This is a genomic window from Andreprevotia chitinilytica DSM 18519, from assembly GCF_000711875.1.
Taxonomy (GTDB): Bacteria; Pseudomonadota; Gammaproteobacteria; order Burkholderiales; family Chitinibacteraceae; genus Andreprevotia; species Andreprevotia chitinilytica.
The window spans coordinates 36,673-56,202 of the sequence record NZ_JONM01000016.1 but is presented as its reverse complement, the minus strand read 5'-3'; the positions used below and the strand labels follow the sequence as shown (position 1 = coordinate 56,202).

Genomic DNA, 19,530 nt, shown 5'->3' with positions numbered 1-19,530 from the left:
TTCCCGATTCGACGCGCCTTGGTGTTACCAGGACGCCACGCTTCTGCTACCCTGAGGCGATCAACGCGACCGTAAGCAGTTGGCATCCCTCAGTCGCGCAAATCCATTGCATTGGCTCTCCTCATCCGCATGAAAGAACAAATCCTCGTCAACATCACCCCCGAAGAAACCCGTGTCGCTGCCATTGATGATGGCGTTGTCCAAGACATCCACATCGAACGCAGCGCTCAACGTGGATTAGTGGGCAATATCTATCTGGGTGTGGTGAAGCGTGTACTACCCGGCATGCAAAGCGCCTTCATCGAAATCGGCCTGGAGCGCGCCGCATTCCTGCACATTGCCGATGTCATCGAACAGCGCCAACACCCGAACGACACGCTACGCATCGAAAAGCTGGTGCACGAAGGGCAGCCGGTACTGGTGCAGGTGATCAAGGACCCGATTGGCACCAAGGGCGCGCGCCTCTCGACCCAAGTCAGCATCGCCGGCCGCTTTCTGGTGTTTCTGCCACAAGAACATCACATCGGCATCTCACAACGCATCGAGGACGGCGGCGAACGTGAACAGCTACGCGACCGGATGGCGCGGCTACTGACCGGGGAGCATCAGGGTTATATCATTCGCACCTCGGCCGAACACGCTACCGACGACGAACTGCGCGCCGATATCGATTACCTGAACCGTATATGGGGCGACATCAAGCACAAGTCGCAGACGATGCCGGCTACCTCGCTGCTGTTCCAGGATCTGTCGCTGCAGCTACGTGTGCTACGCGACATGGTCGGCGAGGACACCGACGCGGTGCTGGTCGATTCGCGCGAAAACTTCGCCAAGATGACCGAGTTCGCCCAAGCCTTCGTCTCGGACGTGCTCCCACGCGTGCAGCACTATGCTGGCGAGCGGCCGCTGTTCGAGCTATATGGCGTCGAGGCCGAAATTGAACGCGCCCTCTCCCGTCGCGTGAACCTGAAGTTCGGTGGCTATCTGATCATCGATCAAACCGAAGCGATGACGACGATCGACGTTAATACCGGTGGCTTCGTCGGCACCCGCTCCTTTGACGACACTATCTTCAAGACCAATCTGGAAGCCACCCAAGTCATCGCCCGCCAGCTGCGGCTACGTAACCTGGGCGGCATCATCATCGTCGACTTCATCGACATGGATAACGAAGAGCACAAAACGGCGGTGCTCGATGAGCTAAAGAAAGCGCTGGCGAGAGACCGCACCAAGGTCACCATCAGCAACTTCACCAGCCTCGGCCTGGTCGAAATCACCCGCAAACGCACCCGTGAATCGCTCGCCCACGTACTGTGCGAGCCTTGTCCGACTTGCCAAGGACGCGGCGAAATCAAGACGGCGGAAACAGTGTGTTTTGAAATCCTGCGAGAAATCTTGCGTGAAGCACGCCAATTCAATGCACGTGAATACCGGATATTGGCATCGCAGAATGTAATTGATTTGTTTCTGGATGAAGAATCCGCCAGCCTGGCGCAACTGGCAGATTTTATTGGGAAACCGATTTATTTACAGGTGGAGACGGCTTATACGCAGGAGCGGTTTGATGTGGTTTTAGTATAACCAGGGCAATTAGTGCAACAAAATCGTCCCATGCTGCAACACTTCATGTAAGTGATCTCGGATGTTCTCATCCGGGCAAAATCCTGCCACGCATTTGGACAATATCTCATGTATCTCGCCAAACTCATTAAGTGCGCAGGCTTGCGCCAAACGAACAACTTCTATGTCCAACTCCTCTTTTGAAATGCAGCGCTCATTGGCTTTCATTATGCGAGGATGATCAGTACCACTAACATCGTCACCGATCAACAGCTCTTCATATAACTTTTCGCCCGGACGCAACCCGCTGAACTGAATTGCAATATCTCCGTCTGGATTGATTTCGTCCTTGACGCTAAATCCGCTGAGGTGAATCATGCGGCGAGCCAAGTCAACAATCTTCACTGGTTGGCCCATATCAAGAACAAACACTTCGCCTTTATTGCCCATGGCACCAGCTTGAATTACCAGCTGCGCAGCCTCGGGAATCGTCATAAAATAGCGAATGATATCTGGATGAGTCACCGTCACAGGGCCCCCGGCCGAGATCTGTTTACGAAATAATGGCACGACCGAACCACTCGACCCAAGCACATTGCCAAAACGAACCATACTAAAAACAGTTTTTACCGCCGGATCTTGGGCATAGGCCTGAAGCACCAATTCAGCCATGCGCTTGCTAGCTCCCATCACGTTAGTCGGGCGCACCGCCTTATCCGTCGAGATGAGTACAAAGGTATCAACCTTTGCGCGAATTGCTGCATCCGCAGTCGCTCGCGTGCCAAACACATTGTTAAGCAGCCCTTCGGTCATGTTGAATTCTACAATTGGCACATGCTTGTAAGCGGCGGCGTGATACACCGTCTGCACACCGTAGCGAACCATGATCCCAAAGAGCCGCGCACCATTCTGGACTGAGCCCAATACCGGAATAATGTCGATAGAAAGCCGCTTCGCTGAAGCAAACTGGCGCAGCTCGTGCTCAATACTATAAAGGGCAAATTCAGAGTGCTCGTACAATACCAATCGTACCGGCTGATTACGAAAAATCTGGCGGCACAGCTCTGAGCCAATTGACCCACCGGCGCCAGTCACCATTACACATTTCCCAATAATATTGGCAGATAACAATCTGATATTCGGCGGTACAATCTCACGCCCGAGTAATTCGTCGACCCCTACCTCACGCACATCCGCCAATCTGACCTCGCCCTCGACAAGATCGGTGATACCAGGGACCTCGCGAACTTCTACATGCAAGGGTTCCAGTTGATTAATGATCTCTACACGTCGGTTACGACTTGCCGACGGAATCGCCAATAACACTTGGCGTACGTTAAGTGCACGCACGAGCGATGACAATTCCATTGGAGCAAATACCTTCACACCTGCAACAAGCAAACCCTGCTGTCGGGGATCATCGTCAACAAATGCCACTGGTACATACTCTTGGCCCGTACGTAAAGCAACAACCAGTTGACGCCCTGCGCTGCCCGCGCCATAGATCAATACTTTGCATCGCGCACGACCACCCGGCTGCAACAAGCCTCTTAGCACAGCTCTGACTACGAAACGGCTAGCGCTGATACAAACAATCGCCAGAATCCAGAAGATCAAAAGGGCACCACGCGGCACAACAGGAAGGCTCAGCAGCGACACCAGCCCGGCAAACAATCCAACGGCAATAGTTACCGCGATTACAATCGTCGCAAGACCGCGATCTTCCAAACAACGGATCACGGACCGGTACAACCCCATCCTGACAAAAATCGGAATGGCAATCAGTGAAGGCAAAAAATAGACCCACCAAGCGTGCACGGACTGGAAACGCCAGTTATCCAGACGCAGGGCGATAGATATCCACAATGCCAACGGCAGAAGAAAGAAATCCACCGTTAGGATAAGCAGGCTTTTGGTACGCCTAGGCAAGTTAGCCAGCTGTTTGATCATTACACTACCTCTGGACTGGCCCGCTGCAACACGGTGTCGAGAGCCCGACAAACTTTTTCAATCTCGTCATCTCGCAGTGTAGGGTGAACCAAGAACATCAGGCTGGTTTCGCCGAGCGCCTTAGCGACTGGCAAGCGTTCCCCAGGGCGCCAAGGCGTACCGTCGAACGCTTTCTCGAGATAGACCTCAGAACACGAACCCTGATAGCAGGGCGTGCCGAGCTCGGCCAGCTCATCAATTATACGGTCGCGACTCCACCCCCCCTTCAGTTTGTCTAATTTGACAAACAGGTAGTGCTTGTAGCAAGCGTGATCGATGTAATCCGGCACCATAACTTTGCGAATCAGCGGGTAACTAGCAGCAACGGTGTCGATTTTCGCAGCCAAATACTGACGGCGCGCTTTCCAGTCATCCAGCCGCTTCAACTGAATCCTGCCCAGCGCTCCTTGCATCTCCAGCATCCGCCAGTTGGTGCCAAACGACTCATGGACCCAACGAAAACCCGGCGGATGCTGGCAGATATAGACTGCATCCCATGACTTGCCGTGATCCTTGTATGACCACATTTTGTTCCATAGTGCATCGTCATTGGTTGTAACCATGCCGCCCTCACCGCCGGTAGTCATGATTTTGTCTTGGCAAAAGGACCACGCACCAATGTGGCCGATAGTCCCAACATGCCGGCCTTTATAACGGGCGCCGTGCGCTTGCGCACAATCTTCAATCACGTAGAGACCATGCTCTAGTGCCAGCGCCATGATCGGATCCATTTCGCAGGGCCGTCCGGCCAAGTGCACACACATCACCGCCTTGGTTCGTGACGAAATCACCTTTTGAACCGTTTCGGCGGTAATGTTTTGTGAATCCAGGTCAACGTCTGCAAATACCGGGGTCGCGCCAACAGTAACAATGCTACTCGCAGAGGCCAGAAAGGTACGTGACGTAACAATCACTTCGTCGCCAGGACCTATGCCGAGCGCCTTTAACGCAAGATCAAGCGCCAGTGTGCCATTGGCTAATGCAATTGCATGCTTGCAACCAAGATATTCGGCAAATTCGCGCTCAAACTCGCGGCATACATTCCCGGTCCAGTAATTGACCTTATTTGAACGCAACACCGCTGCAACTGCGGAAACTTCTTCCTCTGTATAGCTTGGCCAAGGGGAAAGATTAGTGTTAAGCATGAGATCACTTTCAGTTTGTTTGAGGTTTACGAGGCTCTGCAGGCGCCCCCATAATCGTTAGCCCAGAGCCGATGTTGCTAACGACCACGCTGCCTGCCCCGATTACTACGTCTGTACCTATTTCAATCAGCTGCCGCACAGAGGATCCAATGCCGACGGTGCTGGCCTGCCCCACCGTGACGCCACCAGCCAATGCGCTGTGAGGACAGATATGCACCGCATCGCCAAGTACGCAGTCATGTTCGACACACCCGTTACTGTTAACGATACAACCGACTCCCAGCTTTGCAGCAATATTGACAACTGCACCAGCAAAGCAGACCGTTCCTGCCCCGAGTTGGGCATAGCGGCTAACGTTTGCGCGAGGATGGATGACGGAGGCCAATCGAGCGCCAGCCACCAGAATTTGCCGACACCAGTCTAGCCGCACGCGGTTGTTGCCAATAGCCACGAGGAACTCGGTATTGGAATTGGCTTGGGTCAAGACATCTTCGAGTCGACCCAACACTGGCCAATGCATGATCTTGGTCAATTCAGGATAACGGTCATCAAGGAATGCGACAGTTTCCCAATGGCCAACTAGTTCGGCAGCATCCGCCACCACTTTTCCATGTCCGCCCGCGCCAAGAATGATCAATCTACTCATTCGAATGCGATCCGGTGAATTTTTCGGCCGTCACATGACCAACCTGACTAATGCCATCTCGAACCAAGACCTTCTTCACCGTCAGGCACAAGATTTTCAAATCCAACCAGAACGACCAATGGTTAACGTACCAAACATCCAACCGAAACTTGTCTTCCCAGCTAATGGCGTTTCGGCCATTGATCTGCGCCCAGCCCGTTATACCTGGTTTCGCCAGGTGCCGACGTGCCTGTTCTGGCGAGTACAACGGCAAATATTCCATCAGCAACGGACGCGGACCGACGAGACTCATCTCGCCCTTGAGCACATTCCACAACTCCGGCAGCTCATCCAAGCTACTGGCGCGCAGAAATCTGCCAAACCTTGTCAGTCGCACATCATCTGGCAAAAGCAATCCATGTTGATCCCGCGCCCCGGTCATCGTCCGGAACTTCATCATCTTGAAGGGCCGGCCATTGAGACCGGGACGGACTTGGGCAAAGAAAACAGGCCACCCGAGAAAGCATGCAACAGCGATGGTCAGTAGTAATAACACGGGCCATAGCAATAACAGCGCCCCCAGCGCGACAGTAAAGTCAAAAACACGTTTAAGCACGGACAGCCCCTTCCAACCAGTCGACGAACTGATTAGACAGTCTGGCGCGATCAAACTGTTCGCGGGCTAAACGCTTGGCCGCCACGCCCATCGCGGCGAGCGCTTCTCGGTTGTCCGCCATGCTTATCAAAGCATCGGCAAAGGCATTCGGGTCATCAGGCGGCACTGCGACGCCGGCACCTTGTTCTTGTAATAGGCCAGCTAACCAGCCGGGGTAATTGTTCAGCACTGGCAGTCCGGCTGATAGATAGTCAAAAAATTTGTTCGGGGATGTTCCGAAATAGAATGCGGGGATATTTGCCAATACCTGCATACCCACATTGGTCGCCGCCATCAGGCCGCTCAGCTGCCGTTTATTCACCGAGTCATGAAAGATCACGTTATGCAGCCCTTCCCGTGCCGCCCTTTCTTTCAAAGCGGATTTAAGCTTGCCTTGGCCGATCAATACGAGTTTGATGTCATGCCGTCCGCGGGCTTTCAATACTGCGGCCGCATCTAGCACCGCCCCCAGGCCATTCGCTTGTCCATGTGTTCCTGCAAACACGGCCATCAGGTCGCTTGCCGCAACCCCTGGAGGGCGCCAAGCCAGGGAGGCATCTGTATCGAACAGATCAATATCACAGCCATTCGGAACCATCGCCACCCGCTCTCGGGCTATGCCACGCCGTACAACGCCTTCGACAATACCTGGCGACAAACCGATAACCCGGCACGCGGCATGATAACCGGACCATTCCAGCCAGGACATGAGCGTCAAGACAACCGGATTCTTGATCACACCCATTTCGCGCGGCAATTCTGGCCAGAGATCACGTACTTCGAATACAAAACGCCGGCCTCTAAGAACACGTGCAACAATCCCGGGAATAGCCGCAGTCAGAGGTGTGGTCGTGGCAAAGACCAGATCGCAAGGCTCTCGCAACGCAAACCAACTGCTGCGCGCGGCAAACTTCAGAAAAGTCCAGGTTCGCTTCAATAGACCGTCACGATTTGAATAGGGGAGCTCGAACTCGATGACATCGATCCCATCGACCAGGCCACGGCGCATACCTGCGACAAACGGTTGGCTCAATCCTGTCTGAGCTCCGCCATAACTGCCACAAATCATGAGAACTTGATGGCCGCGTGCAATCAGGCGTTTGGCCATTTCATAAGAGCGTATGCCCGTAGCGCCAGCGGGCGTCGAGAAATGCTGATGGTAGTAAAGTACTTTCATGCTATGAGAATCTTGGTTATAACGACCCCGGGCACGCTGGTCGTGATCTGGAGGACGGGTAGTTCTTCGAACGAGTGGTAATGTAAGGATGTCATCCCGCTGACCAGCGCCAGCGTCAGCGGCAAGTCCGACACGACCTCAATTGAGGCTAATTCACCCTGTAGCCTGCGCCCCTGCAATCGCCATGCTCCGGCGGGTAGTCGCCAGCGCAATATGGCCGTACTGGAAAAACCTTGAATCTCATCTATCACCTCCAGCGACCGTTCTGATAGCAACTCGATTGAACGATGGTGGCTCGCCCCGCGATCATCACGATAGGCCGCACTCACCTTCAAAGCCCTAGGATCAAATGTCAAATTCTGGCATTTCAACCAACAGCCAAACAAGAAACGACCCAGCCTTGGCATCTGATCGCGACCGTCAAACTCGACTGTATTATGAGCAGCAGTAGACGGAAAATAACCAATCAGAGATGGGTCGCCATGATAAGCGTAACTACCGGCATCCTGAAGCAGATTGCGACCGCTTGACCAGAGATCGAGATGCAACCCATCTGCTTGTGATGGCCGAAAGACATACCGAGGCAAGCGCAATAGTAACCAAGTCACTCCCCGTTGTAGTCGCACGTACCCCCCATCAGCAAACAGATGCGATTGACGCTGTACTCGGGTATGAGATGGCACCGAACGACCTAGCCAGTGTAACGGCTCATCCCACTCTCCCGTGGGATAGCAGCGCGCGTCCAGAAATAAATTAGCGGCCAATGCCACATGCGGCCGAAAATCCCGGTAACTGCAGGAATGCAATTGCATGAGCCTAGCGCCGTCATTTGCCCCCAAGTTAGGGGCATCGCCAGAGAGTGGATCTACAAAATCAGCCAGCCACTCCGTAGCGGCTCGACAACGAGCCAGAAAAGCTGGCGAAAACGCCGTGTCACTGGCCTCTGAACGTGCCAACTCGACGTAGCACAAGGTATCCAGCATCAACCGATGATAATTAACTGAATGCTGCGAAAAACTACCGTCAGGCATGACAAGTCGTTTGATGCGGTTTTCTAACCACTTGCGTCCAAGTGCTCGCCAACGTGCAGCTGGAGCAACTCCCCGCTCTTGCAACCAAAGCCCAGCCAGATACAGCGCTGCAGCCTCAGAAGTCGCGTGATTGTTGTCCTGCGCAACAGCATAAAGCATCGTCGGCTCGATACGCTCGGCGTGCTCTTGCACAAAACGGATCATTGCAGGAGTAGCACAAACGCCAGCCCACCTTTGCAGCAGCCCTGACACGACCAACATCTGAATAAGCCGCAACCCGGTTTCTTGGGCACACTTCCAATTCGGTCCGATATTAGCCGGGTTAGCCGCCACCCATGATGAAATCCACGCTTCAATGCCTTGTGAATAGCGACCATCCCTACTGACCAACCAAGCACGAGCCAACAATAGCAGGCCGTCAAACCGCGACGGCTCCCAAATTGATTTAATATCCCCGGAGTTCAACGCGAACTCTTGGATATCGCACCAGTGCATCGCATTGGCTTCGCAAACTAGATCAGAAAACGGGTCGGAAAACCAGTTTGGCGGAAAACCAACCTGGTAAGCGCTGCTTGAAAAATAACTCAGTTTGCCTACCAGCAATTGATCTGCGGCAAGAAGTAACGCCGCGTCATTTTCGATAACCGTCGAGATGCCTTGGTCTGACTTTGCAAATTCGAGGAACGGCCCCGCATAGGGCTTACCCGCTGGCAGACGGTATCGGTAATAACCGAAACGCATTAAGGCACGATAAAGCAACACGCGCACAACATTGCTTATGCCAAGCTTGGGCAATAATGCGGTAGCCCGCCAAAACCTGCGAATCACGCGGATACAGCCTTTTGCTGCTCGGACAGTTCAACTGAGACGCGCGACACCTCCAGCAGCTCCTCAAACGGAATCACTGTCGTACCAGTGCGAACAGCATCAAGAAAAGCGACTGCACATGCTTGCTGTCCTTTGTCCTGCTTCCAAAGGCGGGAATTTTTTACTCCGGGCCAGTCGAATGCCCGCAGCCGCAGGAAGTTATCCATCTGCAACACGCCGTCGTTGCAGAATACTTCTAGTCGTTCCTTCGGGAAGGCCTTGCCGCCATTCGCAAAGTATTGGATGCAACCGATAGACCCGTCAGCGAATTTCAGGCTGATAATTGCCTTGTCGTCGCTCGCAGCCAGCGCTGGATTTGGCGGCATCGTGAGGATGTCCGCCTTCTCAATGGCGCTGCCGGCCAGGAAACGCAGCAGGTCTATGAAGTGGCAAGCCTCACCCAAAATACGTCCTCCGCCCACGGACCGATCTTGCGTCCAATGGTCTGCTGGAATCGCACCAGCGTTGACCGTGTAGATGAATGATTTCGGTGCTTTGATTGGCTGCAGAGCTCGAAAGATTTGCTGAATCAACGGGGCGAACCGGCGATTGAATCCCACCATGAGCTGCATGCAGTCGCCATTCGTTTGGGCTGACCGATAGGCCCGCTCAATGGACTGGAGTTCGTCCAATCTCAGGGCCAGCGGCTTCTCAACAAAAACGTGCTTGCCGGCTTCCAGCGCACGCACCACCTGTGCGGCATGTGCATCATGCCGCGTCGCAATCGCAATCGTGTTGATGCCAGGTTGCAACAACACTTCTGCCATGTCAGTCGCGGCATACGCAAAGCCGGCCTTGCGACCGTGATGGACGCCACTGACGCCGCCGCTCGATACGATTGTATGCAATTGCGCGCCAGCGGCCTTGAACGCAGGGATCAGCATTCGAGATGCATAGTTACCTGCGCCGATAAAACCGACAACGGGCTCGGCAGTAGCGTAGTTGGCCGGTTGCGCGTTCCCAAGAGCCACAACCTTGGGCTGCAAAACAGCAGCATCCACTGCAGGGTATTCCAAAACCAATCCAAGCGCGGAGCGATCACTTGTTAGCGTGTCGTAAGCTGCCAGCGCATCCTCAAAACTGAAGCGTTGCGCAATTAGCCGAGATACATCCAACTTGCCTTGCTGTAAAAGCGCAAGTATCGCCTGAAAGTTACGTTGTTCAGTCCAACGCACGAAGGCGAGCGGGTAGTCTTGCCCGCGCTGTTCATAGTCATCGTCATATCGGCCTGGACCGTATGAGCATGAGACCTGAAAACTCAGCTCTTTCTCATAGAAATCGCTTCGATTCAACTCAAGGCCGGTCACCCCGACCAAGATGATCCGGCCACGCTTGCGGGACATTCGAGCCGCTTGAGTTACAGGATCAGAAGATTTGGTAGAGGCCGTGATCAGGACCGCGTCAACACCTTGTCCCTTGCCAAAGGCCAACCCCGCCGCCACGGCATCTTCGCCTTTGGCCGGATTGCAAACTTCTGCACCATAATGCCGTGCCAAAGCGAGTTTTTGCTCGTCAAAATCGATTCCGAGTACCTGGCATCCTTGTGCCCGCAACAGCTGCACCGTCAAAAGACCAATCAACCCCAAGCCAATTACCACCACGCGCTCACCCAAAGTCGGTGCAGCCAACCGGATGCCTTGCAGACCAATTGCGGCCAAAGCCGTAAAACTAGCCATATCGCCGGCCACGCCATCTGGAATTCGAGCGCACAGATTCTTGGGTACTCGAACGATATCGGCATGCGGACCATTCGAGGCAACACGATCCCCAGGCCGGAATCCTTCAACGCCAGCTCCAACTTCCAGCACCACACCCGCATTGCAATAACCCAGCGGCAGCGGTTGATCTAGTTTCGATCTAACGGCATCGATGGTTGTCAGCAAGCCTTCCGTTTTAACCTTGTCGAGAACCATTTTCACTTTTTCTGGCTGCTGGCGGGCCTTGTCCAACAAAGATGCTTTGCCGAAGTCAACCAGCATCCGCTCTGTCCCAGCGGAAATCAGGCTATGCGTAGTACGAATCAACAATGTCCCTGGTGCCACTTTGGGCGCAGGAGCCTCCACCAACGAGGTTTGACCATTCCCCATGTTTTGCAGGATCTGTTTCATTTTATTTCCGGTTACTTAAGGATATTGCTAGCTTTTCCAAAAATCAGTCGACAGTCTTTTAGCAAAGAAATGCGATAGCTACAAAAAGCCACTTCATTACTAACACTAGAAAAACAATCACCAATACCAAGAACCAAACCACATCTCAGCGAGAATATTAATTCAGCAATACTCAATAACATGCAGCACAAACATCAAGAATTTCTTACAAAACAATAAACTGACAAATAAAGTTCCCACCACCGATGAAAAACACGCCCACCTAAGGAACCAACATTCTAAAAACCATGTAGCTGTAAACAGTCGAGCCCGAAACTGGGCAGCTTTGTTGAATAGCCAAAAGTCTTTCGGGGGCCAGAACCAAGCGAGCCTATCAATCTTGCAAATGCACAGCACGATCTACATCACCGCCGACACTCGGGCAACTGCGAAATTCAGCATACTAAAATCAGCACCAGCAAGTTCTTAGAATACACGTGGCTTAGACATCCGTAGTTTGCACACGCAACCAACAAGAACCCACACAAAGACAGATGAGTATGGCGCCCTAAAAGGTGTATTAATATTATTGCTAATCAGCAAAGCCCCCAAAATCACCCATCCGGCAATATTTATTGCGTACTCACCAGAAGAAAAAGCTTTCCTGACCGCAAGGAATAATATAGAAATATTTCCAATTAGAAATACCAGCCCCCCCCTTAGAAACCATTCGATGTATTGATTGTGTGGCGTACCCAACTCACCAGAATCCGTCGCAAATCCGCTACCGACGAACAAAAAAAACGGCCCAATATCAAATGCCCCCATTACGTTTCGAATGACGTCCGAGCGACCGCCAGTCAACTCTGACGTACTTGATGCAGAGACAACGTCTGATATCTTCGCCAAGAATACAAAATCGGAGACATTATCGCCAATCATGTACAGCAAAAGAAACAACAGCGCAGGTAACAGCACCGCAAAGAAAAGCGCATAGTATAACTTTGGGAAGAGCCCCTTTCGCCGAAAAAAACCGCGTCCGATCATCAGAAACAACAGCAGAATGGCAGCCTCTCTTGCTCCGCACAAGAGAATATCAACTACAGTTATAACCCAAGCGACCCATTTCACATATCCCTCGAAAAGCGAAATGAGAAGAAATGCACCAACCGCCAACAGAGTCGAGTAATAAATAAATTTCTGATAAATTGAAAACAGGCCGAATATCGAATCTTCACCACGAACGGCAAATGCGCCCAAGACACCAAAGGAAACAAACGAGGACAATAAATGCAGGCCTGCAGCGATGGCAATGGAAACCGCAAAGCCACGTAAAATCTCGTTCAGCTGATCCTGGCTATTCAGCTCTATGCACCATGGCAAGAAAAATCCCGCCATAGCCGGCACCAAATACAGTGCCAGCAGCGAGACGTCCCTTGCTCCAGCAACGATGACAGCAAGCACCGCCACTCCAAACACCCAAAAAGTGAATAGCAATGGGGTTAAAGAGAGTAGCGTCTTACAAAATTTTCCGACCCCCATGCCAAACAAAGCAGCAACCAGGAAAAACGAAAGCGGGACAGAGAACTCATATGAATCGGCCCCACCTTGGAATACTGAAAGGTTAGCAGTAAAAAACAACGGAAAGGCAAGTGCCAAACCGATGCCAAAACAAAGAATCTTGTTAATCGGAACCATAAGTGCCACGGAGAATCACTGGGGAACGGTATATTTCATATAAAAGCTCTTAGGCACCAATTCAAGCTTATACATCAACCAAAAGAATGGACGAAGTCGCTCGAACGTCTTCTTGTATGTTTTGTAATCCTTATATGTCTTTTTGGGTACATTCATGACTGTTTCAAAATCAGCATCGGAATAACCAAGACGTTTTTTGACATACTCAACCAAATCAGATTCAATATGCGGCGGCTCCTGCATTAAACTCAATGCATCCTCTCGTGTCATCCAGCCATTACGACAGTAAGCCGAATAGCCCGCAATACGAAAATCGATATTCCAGCGCACCGGCAGAAAATGACTATGATAAAATGCCGTGAATCTGTTTTCCAAATGGTGCCCACCGTACCACTGCCAACCGTATTGCTCCACCAGCATTTTCTTTGCTGCTTCTTTGTCGTAATCCATGTAATACAATGGACGAACCTTTTTGATACGCCCCAAGATCATCCAGCGTAAAAAATCTGTCAACCATAAATTAGGAAATGTCTTGAGCGGAATTTTCCCGAATTGCTTATGCACTGAATCTATGTATTTCCCATCCATATAAATCCACCCCAAAGGCGCAACACCCTCAGTGCGAAAACTATGCCCTTCGATCATATATTTAACGCCAAACTTCTCCGCAGCCTTGTATAGCGTTGTCGCAAGGGCAATATCCGTTGGCGTTTCCAAGTCCTTTACACCAGCACGAAAGAATGAACGATAGATATCGTCGTATTCTTTGTTATCTACAACGATTGTAAAGAGATCAATACCCAGTTTATCAAGCACATTATGAATATTTTCAGTCGCTACCGTCGAATTCCAGGTGTTATCAAAATGCACAGCCAACAGGCGCAATCCGTAGCCATGCATTTTATGCAACAAATAAGATGAATCACACCCGCCGCTGACGCCGATGATTGCGTCATATCTCTTGCCTTTGCCCGCAGCCTTGATTTCATCAACCATTTTCAACAGGCGTGCCTCACCCTCGGCCCCAGTCGGATATTCAGCTTCCAGCTGCTCAATTTGACGGCAATAGCTACAAACCCCCGCCTCGTCAAACGAAATATTCGGCACACTCTCATCGTAAATACAACGCGAGCAAATCTGCTTTTCCATTACTAATTACCCCTGCTCAAATATGCTTTCTTGTTGTTCCCGGCTCGGAAATTTGATGAGCACACCCAAATCCTTGCCTTGAAACACCGCCATACTTCCAATAGCAACTGCAGAGGCATGTCCGTCTTGATTCGCCGCCCTGACATCCTCCAATGAACCCGCACCACCACATGCAATTACAGGAATACTTACTGCATCACACACGGTTTGCAATAGCGTCAAATCAAACCCCGACCAAGTGCCATCCCTGTCAATTGAATACAGCAGAATTTCTCCGGCCCCTGCAGCTTCCATTTCCCGGGCCATCGTGACCGGGTCGACTTTTGTATCACGTGATCCACCGTGAGTACGCACAGTATATTTTCCGAAAAAATTCTTCTTCACATCCAGCGTAATGACAACTGCCTGGTTGCCAAACTCCGCAGCAGCACGGCGAACCAATGCCGGATTATCAATTGCCGCGCTGCTGATCGAGATTTTCTCAATGCCTAGTGCAAACAATTTCCTCATCTCATCAACGGTAGTGACGCCACCACCGTAACATATAGGCATAAAACATTCGCCAACGATGTTCTGAATGGTTGGAAAATCGATTCCGCGCCCTTGCGTCGTCGCAGAAATATCAATCAGAATCAGCTCATCAACTTCTTTCTGGTTGAATATTCGAACGGCGTTAACAGGATCTCCCACATAGGTCTTCTTTTTGAACTGAACGGTTTTAACGAGGGCACCATCATCCATCAAAAGACAGGGTATTAGCCTTGTCGCCAACATAGGTTACATTCTCACAAAATTTTCAATCAGCCGCATGCCAAAACGGAGGCTCTTCTCGGGATGAAACTGCACCCCCATGACATTGCCCCTATATACGCCAGAAGTGAAAGAATAGCCGTAGGACGATTCAAGCAACGCATTCGTTTGATCGGCACATTCGAAATGGTAAGAATGAACGAAATAGTAGCGGTATGACGCATCTATTCCCTCAATCAGTGGATGCTGCTGGCACGCACGCACGCGGTTCCAGCCCATATGCGGAATCTTCAGGCTGGCATTTTCATTAGAGAACGTAAATCTCTTTACCTTGCCTGGAATCAACCCCAATCCCGGCAAGTTACCTTCCTCACTAGCGTCGGACAGCAATTGCATCCCCAAACAAATGCCGAGAAATGGTGTGCCACTAGCCGCTTTGTCTTTGAGGAACTGGGTGAGGCCAAGGTTCTGAAGCTTTCCGATGGCATTGTCAAAACTTCCCACCCCCGGCAGCAATATTTTCTCAGCTCCCGATAATTCGGAGATGTCGCCGGATGCCTTTGCTTGCCCGCCGACTTTTTTGATCATATTCAGAACAGAACCAATATTGCCGACGCCGTAATCCACCACGTAGATCATTTTTCATGCCCCCCCCCGATGCCATTCTGCTGCATGAAATCCGCGAGATAGACTTCATCAATGTCACGGATAACTCGTGCTGGAGATCCACCAACCATGCTATTCATAGGAACATCCTTGGTGACCACTGACATCGGCAAGATGATGCAACGATTGCCAACAGTCACGCCCGGATAAATCACGGATGGCCCGCCAATAAAGACGCCATTTCCGATTTTTGTTTCCTTACGAATTATGTATGGGTTTCCGGATGCATTATCCATCATTACATTCGCCATGGCACTGCTATGGCTCCAGATATAGCTACCAGAACCCACCGTGGTATGCTCCCCCACAGTTAGCCCGCCGGATGCATCCAAGATCACTCCCTCGCCAATCCAAACAAACTCACCACAGGACAACTTGTCTGATGCGATGATCTTGGCATTTTCGCGCATTCGGCAGCCGGCAGGCAGACCATAGAACATTGCCCGCTCGTCGTCAGTCATAACCAGTGTGAGTGCGCGCTTTAACAACTCTTCACGCAATGCCTTGCTGCGTTGGTTATCGCTAAGAGCAAATGCATCGGAAGCCCAAATGCGTTTGAGCAATTGAAGCACATTGTCTTTCACAGACATTGCAATCAAGCCTTCGTTATCCGAGTGATTTCATGAGCGACACGCGCCACATCTACACCGTGGTAACACGGAAGGGTAATCGTGCAATCGTTTAGTTGTTGTGAATTCGGTTGAATGTCGCGATAACGTTCGGCATAAAAAGTGGTTGCGCTCATCGCATAGGTTCCGATCGTCGTTTCGATGTCGCAAAGCTTCAATGCAGCCACCAGCGCATCTCTATTGCAGCCTTCTGGTACGTGGAACACCATGGATTGCACGTTATGACGAACCGATGCACCCAACTTCTGAATCTTGAAGCCGAGGGGCCTGAGCAAGGCCTCATACGCGACGCGAATCTCGTTCCGCTCATCAACAATTTGCTCGAGCCTAGCCAGCTGTTTGCGCCCCATCACCGCCTGCAGTTCAGAAAGGCGGAAGTTATACCCATAATCAACAAAATCCAGACCCGGCCCCTTCATTCCGCGAGCGCCATGGGCGAGCTTGGCTTCGAGCCAGTAGGCCCACTCATCACGATCGGTGGTGATTGCCCCTCCTTCCCCGGTCGTCAGTAACTTTCTCGGGTGAAAGCTGAAACAAGTCAGATCTGCGATCGCACCACAACGTCGTTGATGTTCGCCGCTCCCAATTGCACATGCAGCGTCTTCCACCAAAGGAATGCCGTGCCGCTGGCAAATTGATTTAATCTCTGTCAGACCAGTCGGATTACCAAGCGCATCGACAAAAATCACGGCCTTAGTTCGAGGAGAAATTTTCTTCTCCAAGTCTTCAGGCAGCATATTGAACGTATCCAACGAAACATCGGCAAAGACCGGTCTAGCGCCCAAATCCTCAACCACGTTGGCTGTAGCCGGAAAAGAAAAATCGGAAACGATGACTTCATCGCCAGGCCCAACACCCAGCAACTTCATGCAAACCCACAAAGCTGTGGTCGCCGACGTCACTAAAAACGCGTGCTTAGCACCGGTGTAGGCCGCAAGCTCCTGGCGTAGTGCCTCAACGTGCTGCCCTCGCGTGAACATGCCACTTTCAAAGACATCACGAAACTCAGCTTCGACATCTTCAAAGCTGATGTAAGGTTTTATCAGGCGAATTGCACTCATTATTGGACTCCAATTTGTTGGCGATACCAGTCCAGCGTTTCCCTCAAACCCACTTCAAATGGAGTGAGTGAGTAATCAATCAAGCGATGCACCTTTTCATTGCTCGCATTATGGCAAAGCACATCAGACTTCCGGCCCGGTTTATTTACAATTTCGCCGGCATAAGTCATTTCACGACAAATCCTGCCCAGCAAATCACGCATGGAAATCTGGTTGTCCGTTGAAATATTGACAGACTCACCAGCAGGAAGCACGCTATACAACTTTGTAACCGCATCCACCGTGTCATACACGTAAATAAAGTCGCGGCTCTGAAGACCATCACCATGCAATTCCGGTGTAATGCCTTTCAAAATACGCCATGCAGTAATCGGGATAATGCCAGCCAGCATACCCTTGTAATTTTGCCTTGGGCCATAGTTATTGAATGGCCGGACGATAAAAGCATCTACACCGAACATGCGAACATAACTTTCCACCGCATGATCCGCCGCAGCCTTGCCTGCAGCATAAGTTGTAGTTGGATTCTTTGGATGCGCTTCATCCATAGGTTCATAAACAGCGCTACCATATACTTCTGAAGTGGAAAAATGGCAAAGGGTCTTGAATGCACCGAGGCGTTGAAATTCCAGTAAATTCAGCGTCACTGTTACATTGGTTGAGAATGCATTCGCTGGATTTAAGAAGGAATAATTCAGCGCCTTGGTTGCGCAGTTGAATACCGTATCAATTTGGTGATTTGCAAAGATATAACTCAGACTGGTCTGAAACTCTGCATCATCGCGATAGAAAGTAACGTGGCCGCTCTTGTACGCCTCAACGAGATTGTCTTCACTGCCGACAAATAAATTGTCGATGACAACGACTTCACGCGCGCCCATTGCGAGTAATTTATCAACCAAGTGACTACCGATAAAACCTGCGCCACCAGTCACAAGAATTCCTTGACCGACGAGAGACGAGCGTTGTGTCATTGCAGCACCGCCTTCTGAATCTGATCGCAAATTTGCATTGCTTCTAGGCCAGCCAATGCATCGGGTAGGCTGACAGCTTCGCCTTGGCAACGGGCCACAAACGTCTGTAGCTCAATCAGCAAAGCTTCCTGCGGCCGCACCTCCACGGTCTCCTCCAAAGCACTGATGGTATAGGGCTCCCCCGATTGCTGCCGGATTTCCGACTGCCGATTAATTACAATCTCTTTACGCATCAGCTCGCAATCAACGTACATATCCATACAAGTGGCTTGAACCGAGCGAACTTTCTTTTCGGTAATGCGGCTCGCTTGAATACGGGAAAACCGGCCATTTGTGTGCGTAAGCAACGCAGAAGCAAAATCGATCATTTGCCCTTCTTTTACACCGTGGGCAGACACCGTGCAGACGGGACCATTGATATATAGCGCCAGATCAATGTCATGGATCATCAGGTCAGTGACCACATCTACATCGGTAATACGCGCAGACAATTTATTGGTGCGCGTAAAATCGACACTAATTATCTGCTTTGACTTATCCAACACTTTCTTCAATTGTTGAATGGCAGGATTGAATCGCTCGATAAATCCAACTTGAACATTCAGCGCGTGTTGTTGTACAAAAGCATGCAATGCCTCCGCCTCTTGCAAGGTATCGGCCAACGGCTTTTCTACAAATATGTTTTTGACGTTAGTAGCGACCTTCCGCACATATTCCGCATGCGTAACAGTAGGTGTGGCAATAACCACGGCATCCACTTGATCCAGCACCTGATCCAGGTTTTCAGCTACCGGAACGCTGTATGTTTCACCCAACCGCCGGGCCGACTCAAGGTTTGCATCGTGGATAAAGACCAACTCCACACTTTTGAGCATGGCAAGCACCCGCAGGTGGTTCTGGCCCATTTTTCCAAGCCCAATCAGACCAATTCTCACCGGATTCTTCTGCATAATCGCCACCTTAATTATTTCCTTGAAACCACATTGCCTTCCCGGTCGACGGTCGCCACGACACGAGCGGGATTACCCATAACCATCGCATATGCAGGCACATCTTTGGTCACTACTGCGCCAGCCGCAACCATCGCATATTCGCCTACGACTATACCGCAAACAATCGTGGCATTAGCACCGATACTTGCTCCAGCCTTGACAAGTGTCGGCGTTATTTTCCACTCGGCATTGAATGCTCGCGGCACCTTATCGTTTGTAAAGGCCGCATTGGGGCCGACAAAGACATCGTCTTCAATCGTTACGCCGCTATAGACCGACACACTGTTTTGAATCTTGCAATTATTGCCAATCTGCACGCCATGGTCGATATAAACATCTTTGGAAACAATGCAATTACGGCCGATAACGGCTTGTTCGCGTACTTGCACATTGATCCAAATTTTGCTCCCTTCGCCGATCTTGGCATCCGCCGAAACATTGGCACTCGCATGGACAAAAGAATCTGCATTCATAC

The 19,530-nt window shown here is 51.1% G+C and carries 17 protein-coding genes; 1 reads left to right on the top strand and 16 read right to left on the bottom strand.

What is annotated here, in order from left to right; genetic code table 11:
* Positions 1–129 precede the first annotated feature (129 nt).
* Positions 130–1,581, top strand: a complete 1,452-nt coding sequence (gene rng, locus BR41_RS17395; RefSeq protein WP_035059556.1) for a ribonuclease G — start codon at positions 130–132, stop codon at positions 1,579–1,581.
* A 9-nt stretch (positions 1,582–1,590) separates the two neighbouring features.
* Here rng and BR41_RS17390 read toward each other — a convergent pair whose 3' ends face one another.
* From BR41_RS17390 to BR41_RS17315, 16 genes are all read right to left on the bottom strand, one after another.
* Complete coding sequence (locus BR41_RS17390; protein ID WP_051711256.1) at positions 1,591–3,510, bottom strand: polysaccharide biosynthesis protein; 1,920 nt, start codon at positions 3,508–3,510, stop codon at positions 1,591–1,593.
* Complete coding sequence (locus tag BR41_RS17385) at positions 3,510–4,694, bottom strand: DegT/DnrJ/EryC1/StrS family aminotransferase (RefSeq protein WP_035059554.1); 1,185 nt, start codon at positions 4,692–4,694, stop codon at positions 3,510–3,512. Before BR41_RS17385 ends, BR41_RS17390 begins: the two co-directional genes overlap by 1 nt.
* Before the next feature lie 10 nt (positions 4,695–4,704).
* A complete protein-coding gene (locus BR41_RS25600; protein ID WP_035059552.1) occupies positions 4,705–5,340 on the bottom strand; it encodes an acetyltransferase in 636 nt (211 codons plus the stop codon).
* On the bottom strand, positions 5,333–5,935 hold the full coding sequence (locus tag BR41_RS25595; RefSeq protein ID WP_035059550.1) for a sugar transferase: 603 nt from the start codon (positions 5,933–5,935) through the stop codon (positions 5,333–5,335). Before BR41_RS25595 ends, BR41_RS25600 begins: the two co-directional genes overlap by 8 nt.
* Positions 5,928–7,151, bottom strand: a complete 1,224-nt coding sequence (locus BR41_RS17370) for a glycosyltransferase family 4 protein (protein ID WP_035059548.1) — start codon at positions 7,149–7,151, stop codon at positions 5,928–5,930. The genes BR41_RS25595 and BR41_RS17370 overlap by 8 nt, the downstream gene beginning before the upstream one ends.
* Positions 7,148–9,010 (bottom strand): alginate lyase family protein, encoded by a 1,863-nt coding sequence (locus BR41_RS17365; RefSeq protein ID WP_169741329.1) that lies wholly within the window; start codon positions 9,008–9,010, stop codon positions 7,148–7,150. Before BR41_RS17365 ends, BR41_RS17370 begins: the two co-directional genes overlap by 4 nt.
* Positions 9,007–11,157, bottom strand: a complete 2,151-nt coding sequence (locus BR41_RS17360; RefSeq protein ID WP_035059541.1) for a bi-domain-containing oxidoreductase — start codon at positions 11,155–11,157, stop codon at positions 9,007–9,009. Before BR41_RS17360 ends, BR41_RS17365 begins: the two co-directional genes overlap by 4 nt.
* Positions 11,158–11,622: 465 nt before the next feature.
* Complete coding sequence (locus tag BR41_RS17355) at positions 11,623–12,843, bottom strand: O-antigen ligase family protein (RefSeq protein WP_156970773.1); 1,221 nt, start codon at positions 12,841–12,843, stop codon at positions 11,623–11,625.
* Positions 12,844–12,849: 6 nt separating this feature from the next.
* Positions 12,850–13,983 carry an N-acetyl sugar amidotransferase gene (locus tag BR41_RS17350; RefSeq protein WP_035059537.1) on the bottom strand — a complete coding sequence of 378 codons (1,134 nt, stop codon included), beginning with the start codon at positions 13,981–13,983 and terminating at the stop codon, positions 12,850–12,852.
* Positions 13,984–13,989: 6 nt separating this feature from the next.
* Positions 13,990–14,757: an AglZ/HisF2 family acetamidino modification protein gene (locus BR41_RS17345; RefSeq protein ID WP_035059535.1), complete on the bottom strand. Its 768-nt coding sequence runs from the start codon at positions 14,755–14,757 to the stop codon at positions 13,990–13,992.
* A gap of 3 nt (positions 14,758–14,760) precedes the next feature.
* Positions 14,761–15,372, bottom strand: coding sequence for an imidazole glycerol phosphate synthase subunit HisH (gene hisH, locus BR41_RS17340; protein ID WP_035059533.1), 612 nt, complete (start codon positions 15,370–15,372; stop codon positions 14,761–14,763).
* Entirely contained in the window at positions 15,369–15,989 is a 621-nt protein-coding gene (locus BR41_RS17335; RefSeq protein ID WP_211251794.1) for an acyltransferase, read from the bottom strand. The genes hisH and BR41_RS17335 overlap by 4 nt, the downstream gene beginning before the upstream one ends.
* A 5-nt stretch (positions 15,990–15,994) precedes the next feature.
* Positions 15,995–17,089, bottom strand: a complete 1,095-nt coding sequence (locus tag BR41_RS17330) for a DegT/DnrJ/EryC1/StrS family aminotransferase (protein WP_035059531.1) — start codon at positions 17,087–17,089, stop codon at positions 15,995–15,997.
* The gene (locus BR41_RS17325) at positions 17,089–18,063 is read right to left on the bottom strand and encodes a dTDP-glucose 4,6-dehydratase (protein WP_035059529.1); all 975 of its coding nucleotides are present in this window, start codon (positions 18,061–18,063) and stop codon (positions 17,089–17,091) included. The genes BR41_RS17330 and BR41_RS17325 overlap by 1 nt, the downstream gene beginning before the upstream one ends.
* Positions 18,060–19,013 carry a Gfo/Idh/MocA family oxidoreductase gene (locus BR41_RS17320; RefSeq protein WP_035059527.1) on the bottom strand — a complete coding sequence of 318 codons (954 nt, stop codon included), beginning with the start codon at positions 19,011–19,013 and terminating at the stop codon, positions 18,060–18,062. Before BR41_RS17320 ends, BR41_RS17325 begins: the two co-directional genes overlap by 4 nt.
* 14 nt (positions 19,014–19,027) lie before the next feature.
* A complete protein-coding gene (locus tag BR41_RS17315; protein WP_035059525.1) occupies positions 19,028–19,528 on the bottom strand; it encodes an acyltransferase in 501 nt (166 codons plus the stop codon).
* Between the last annotated feature and the right edge of the window lie 2 nt (positions 19,529–19,530).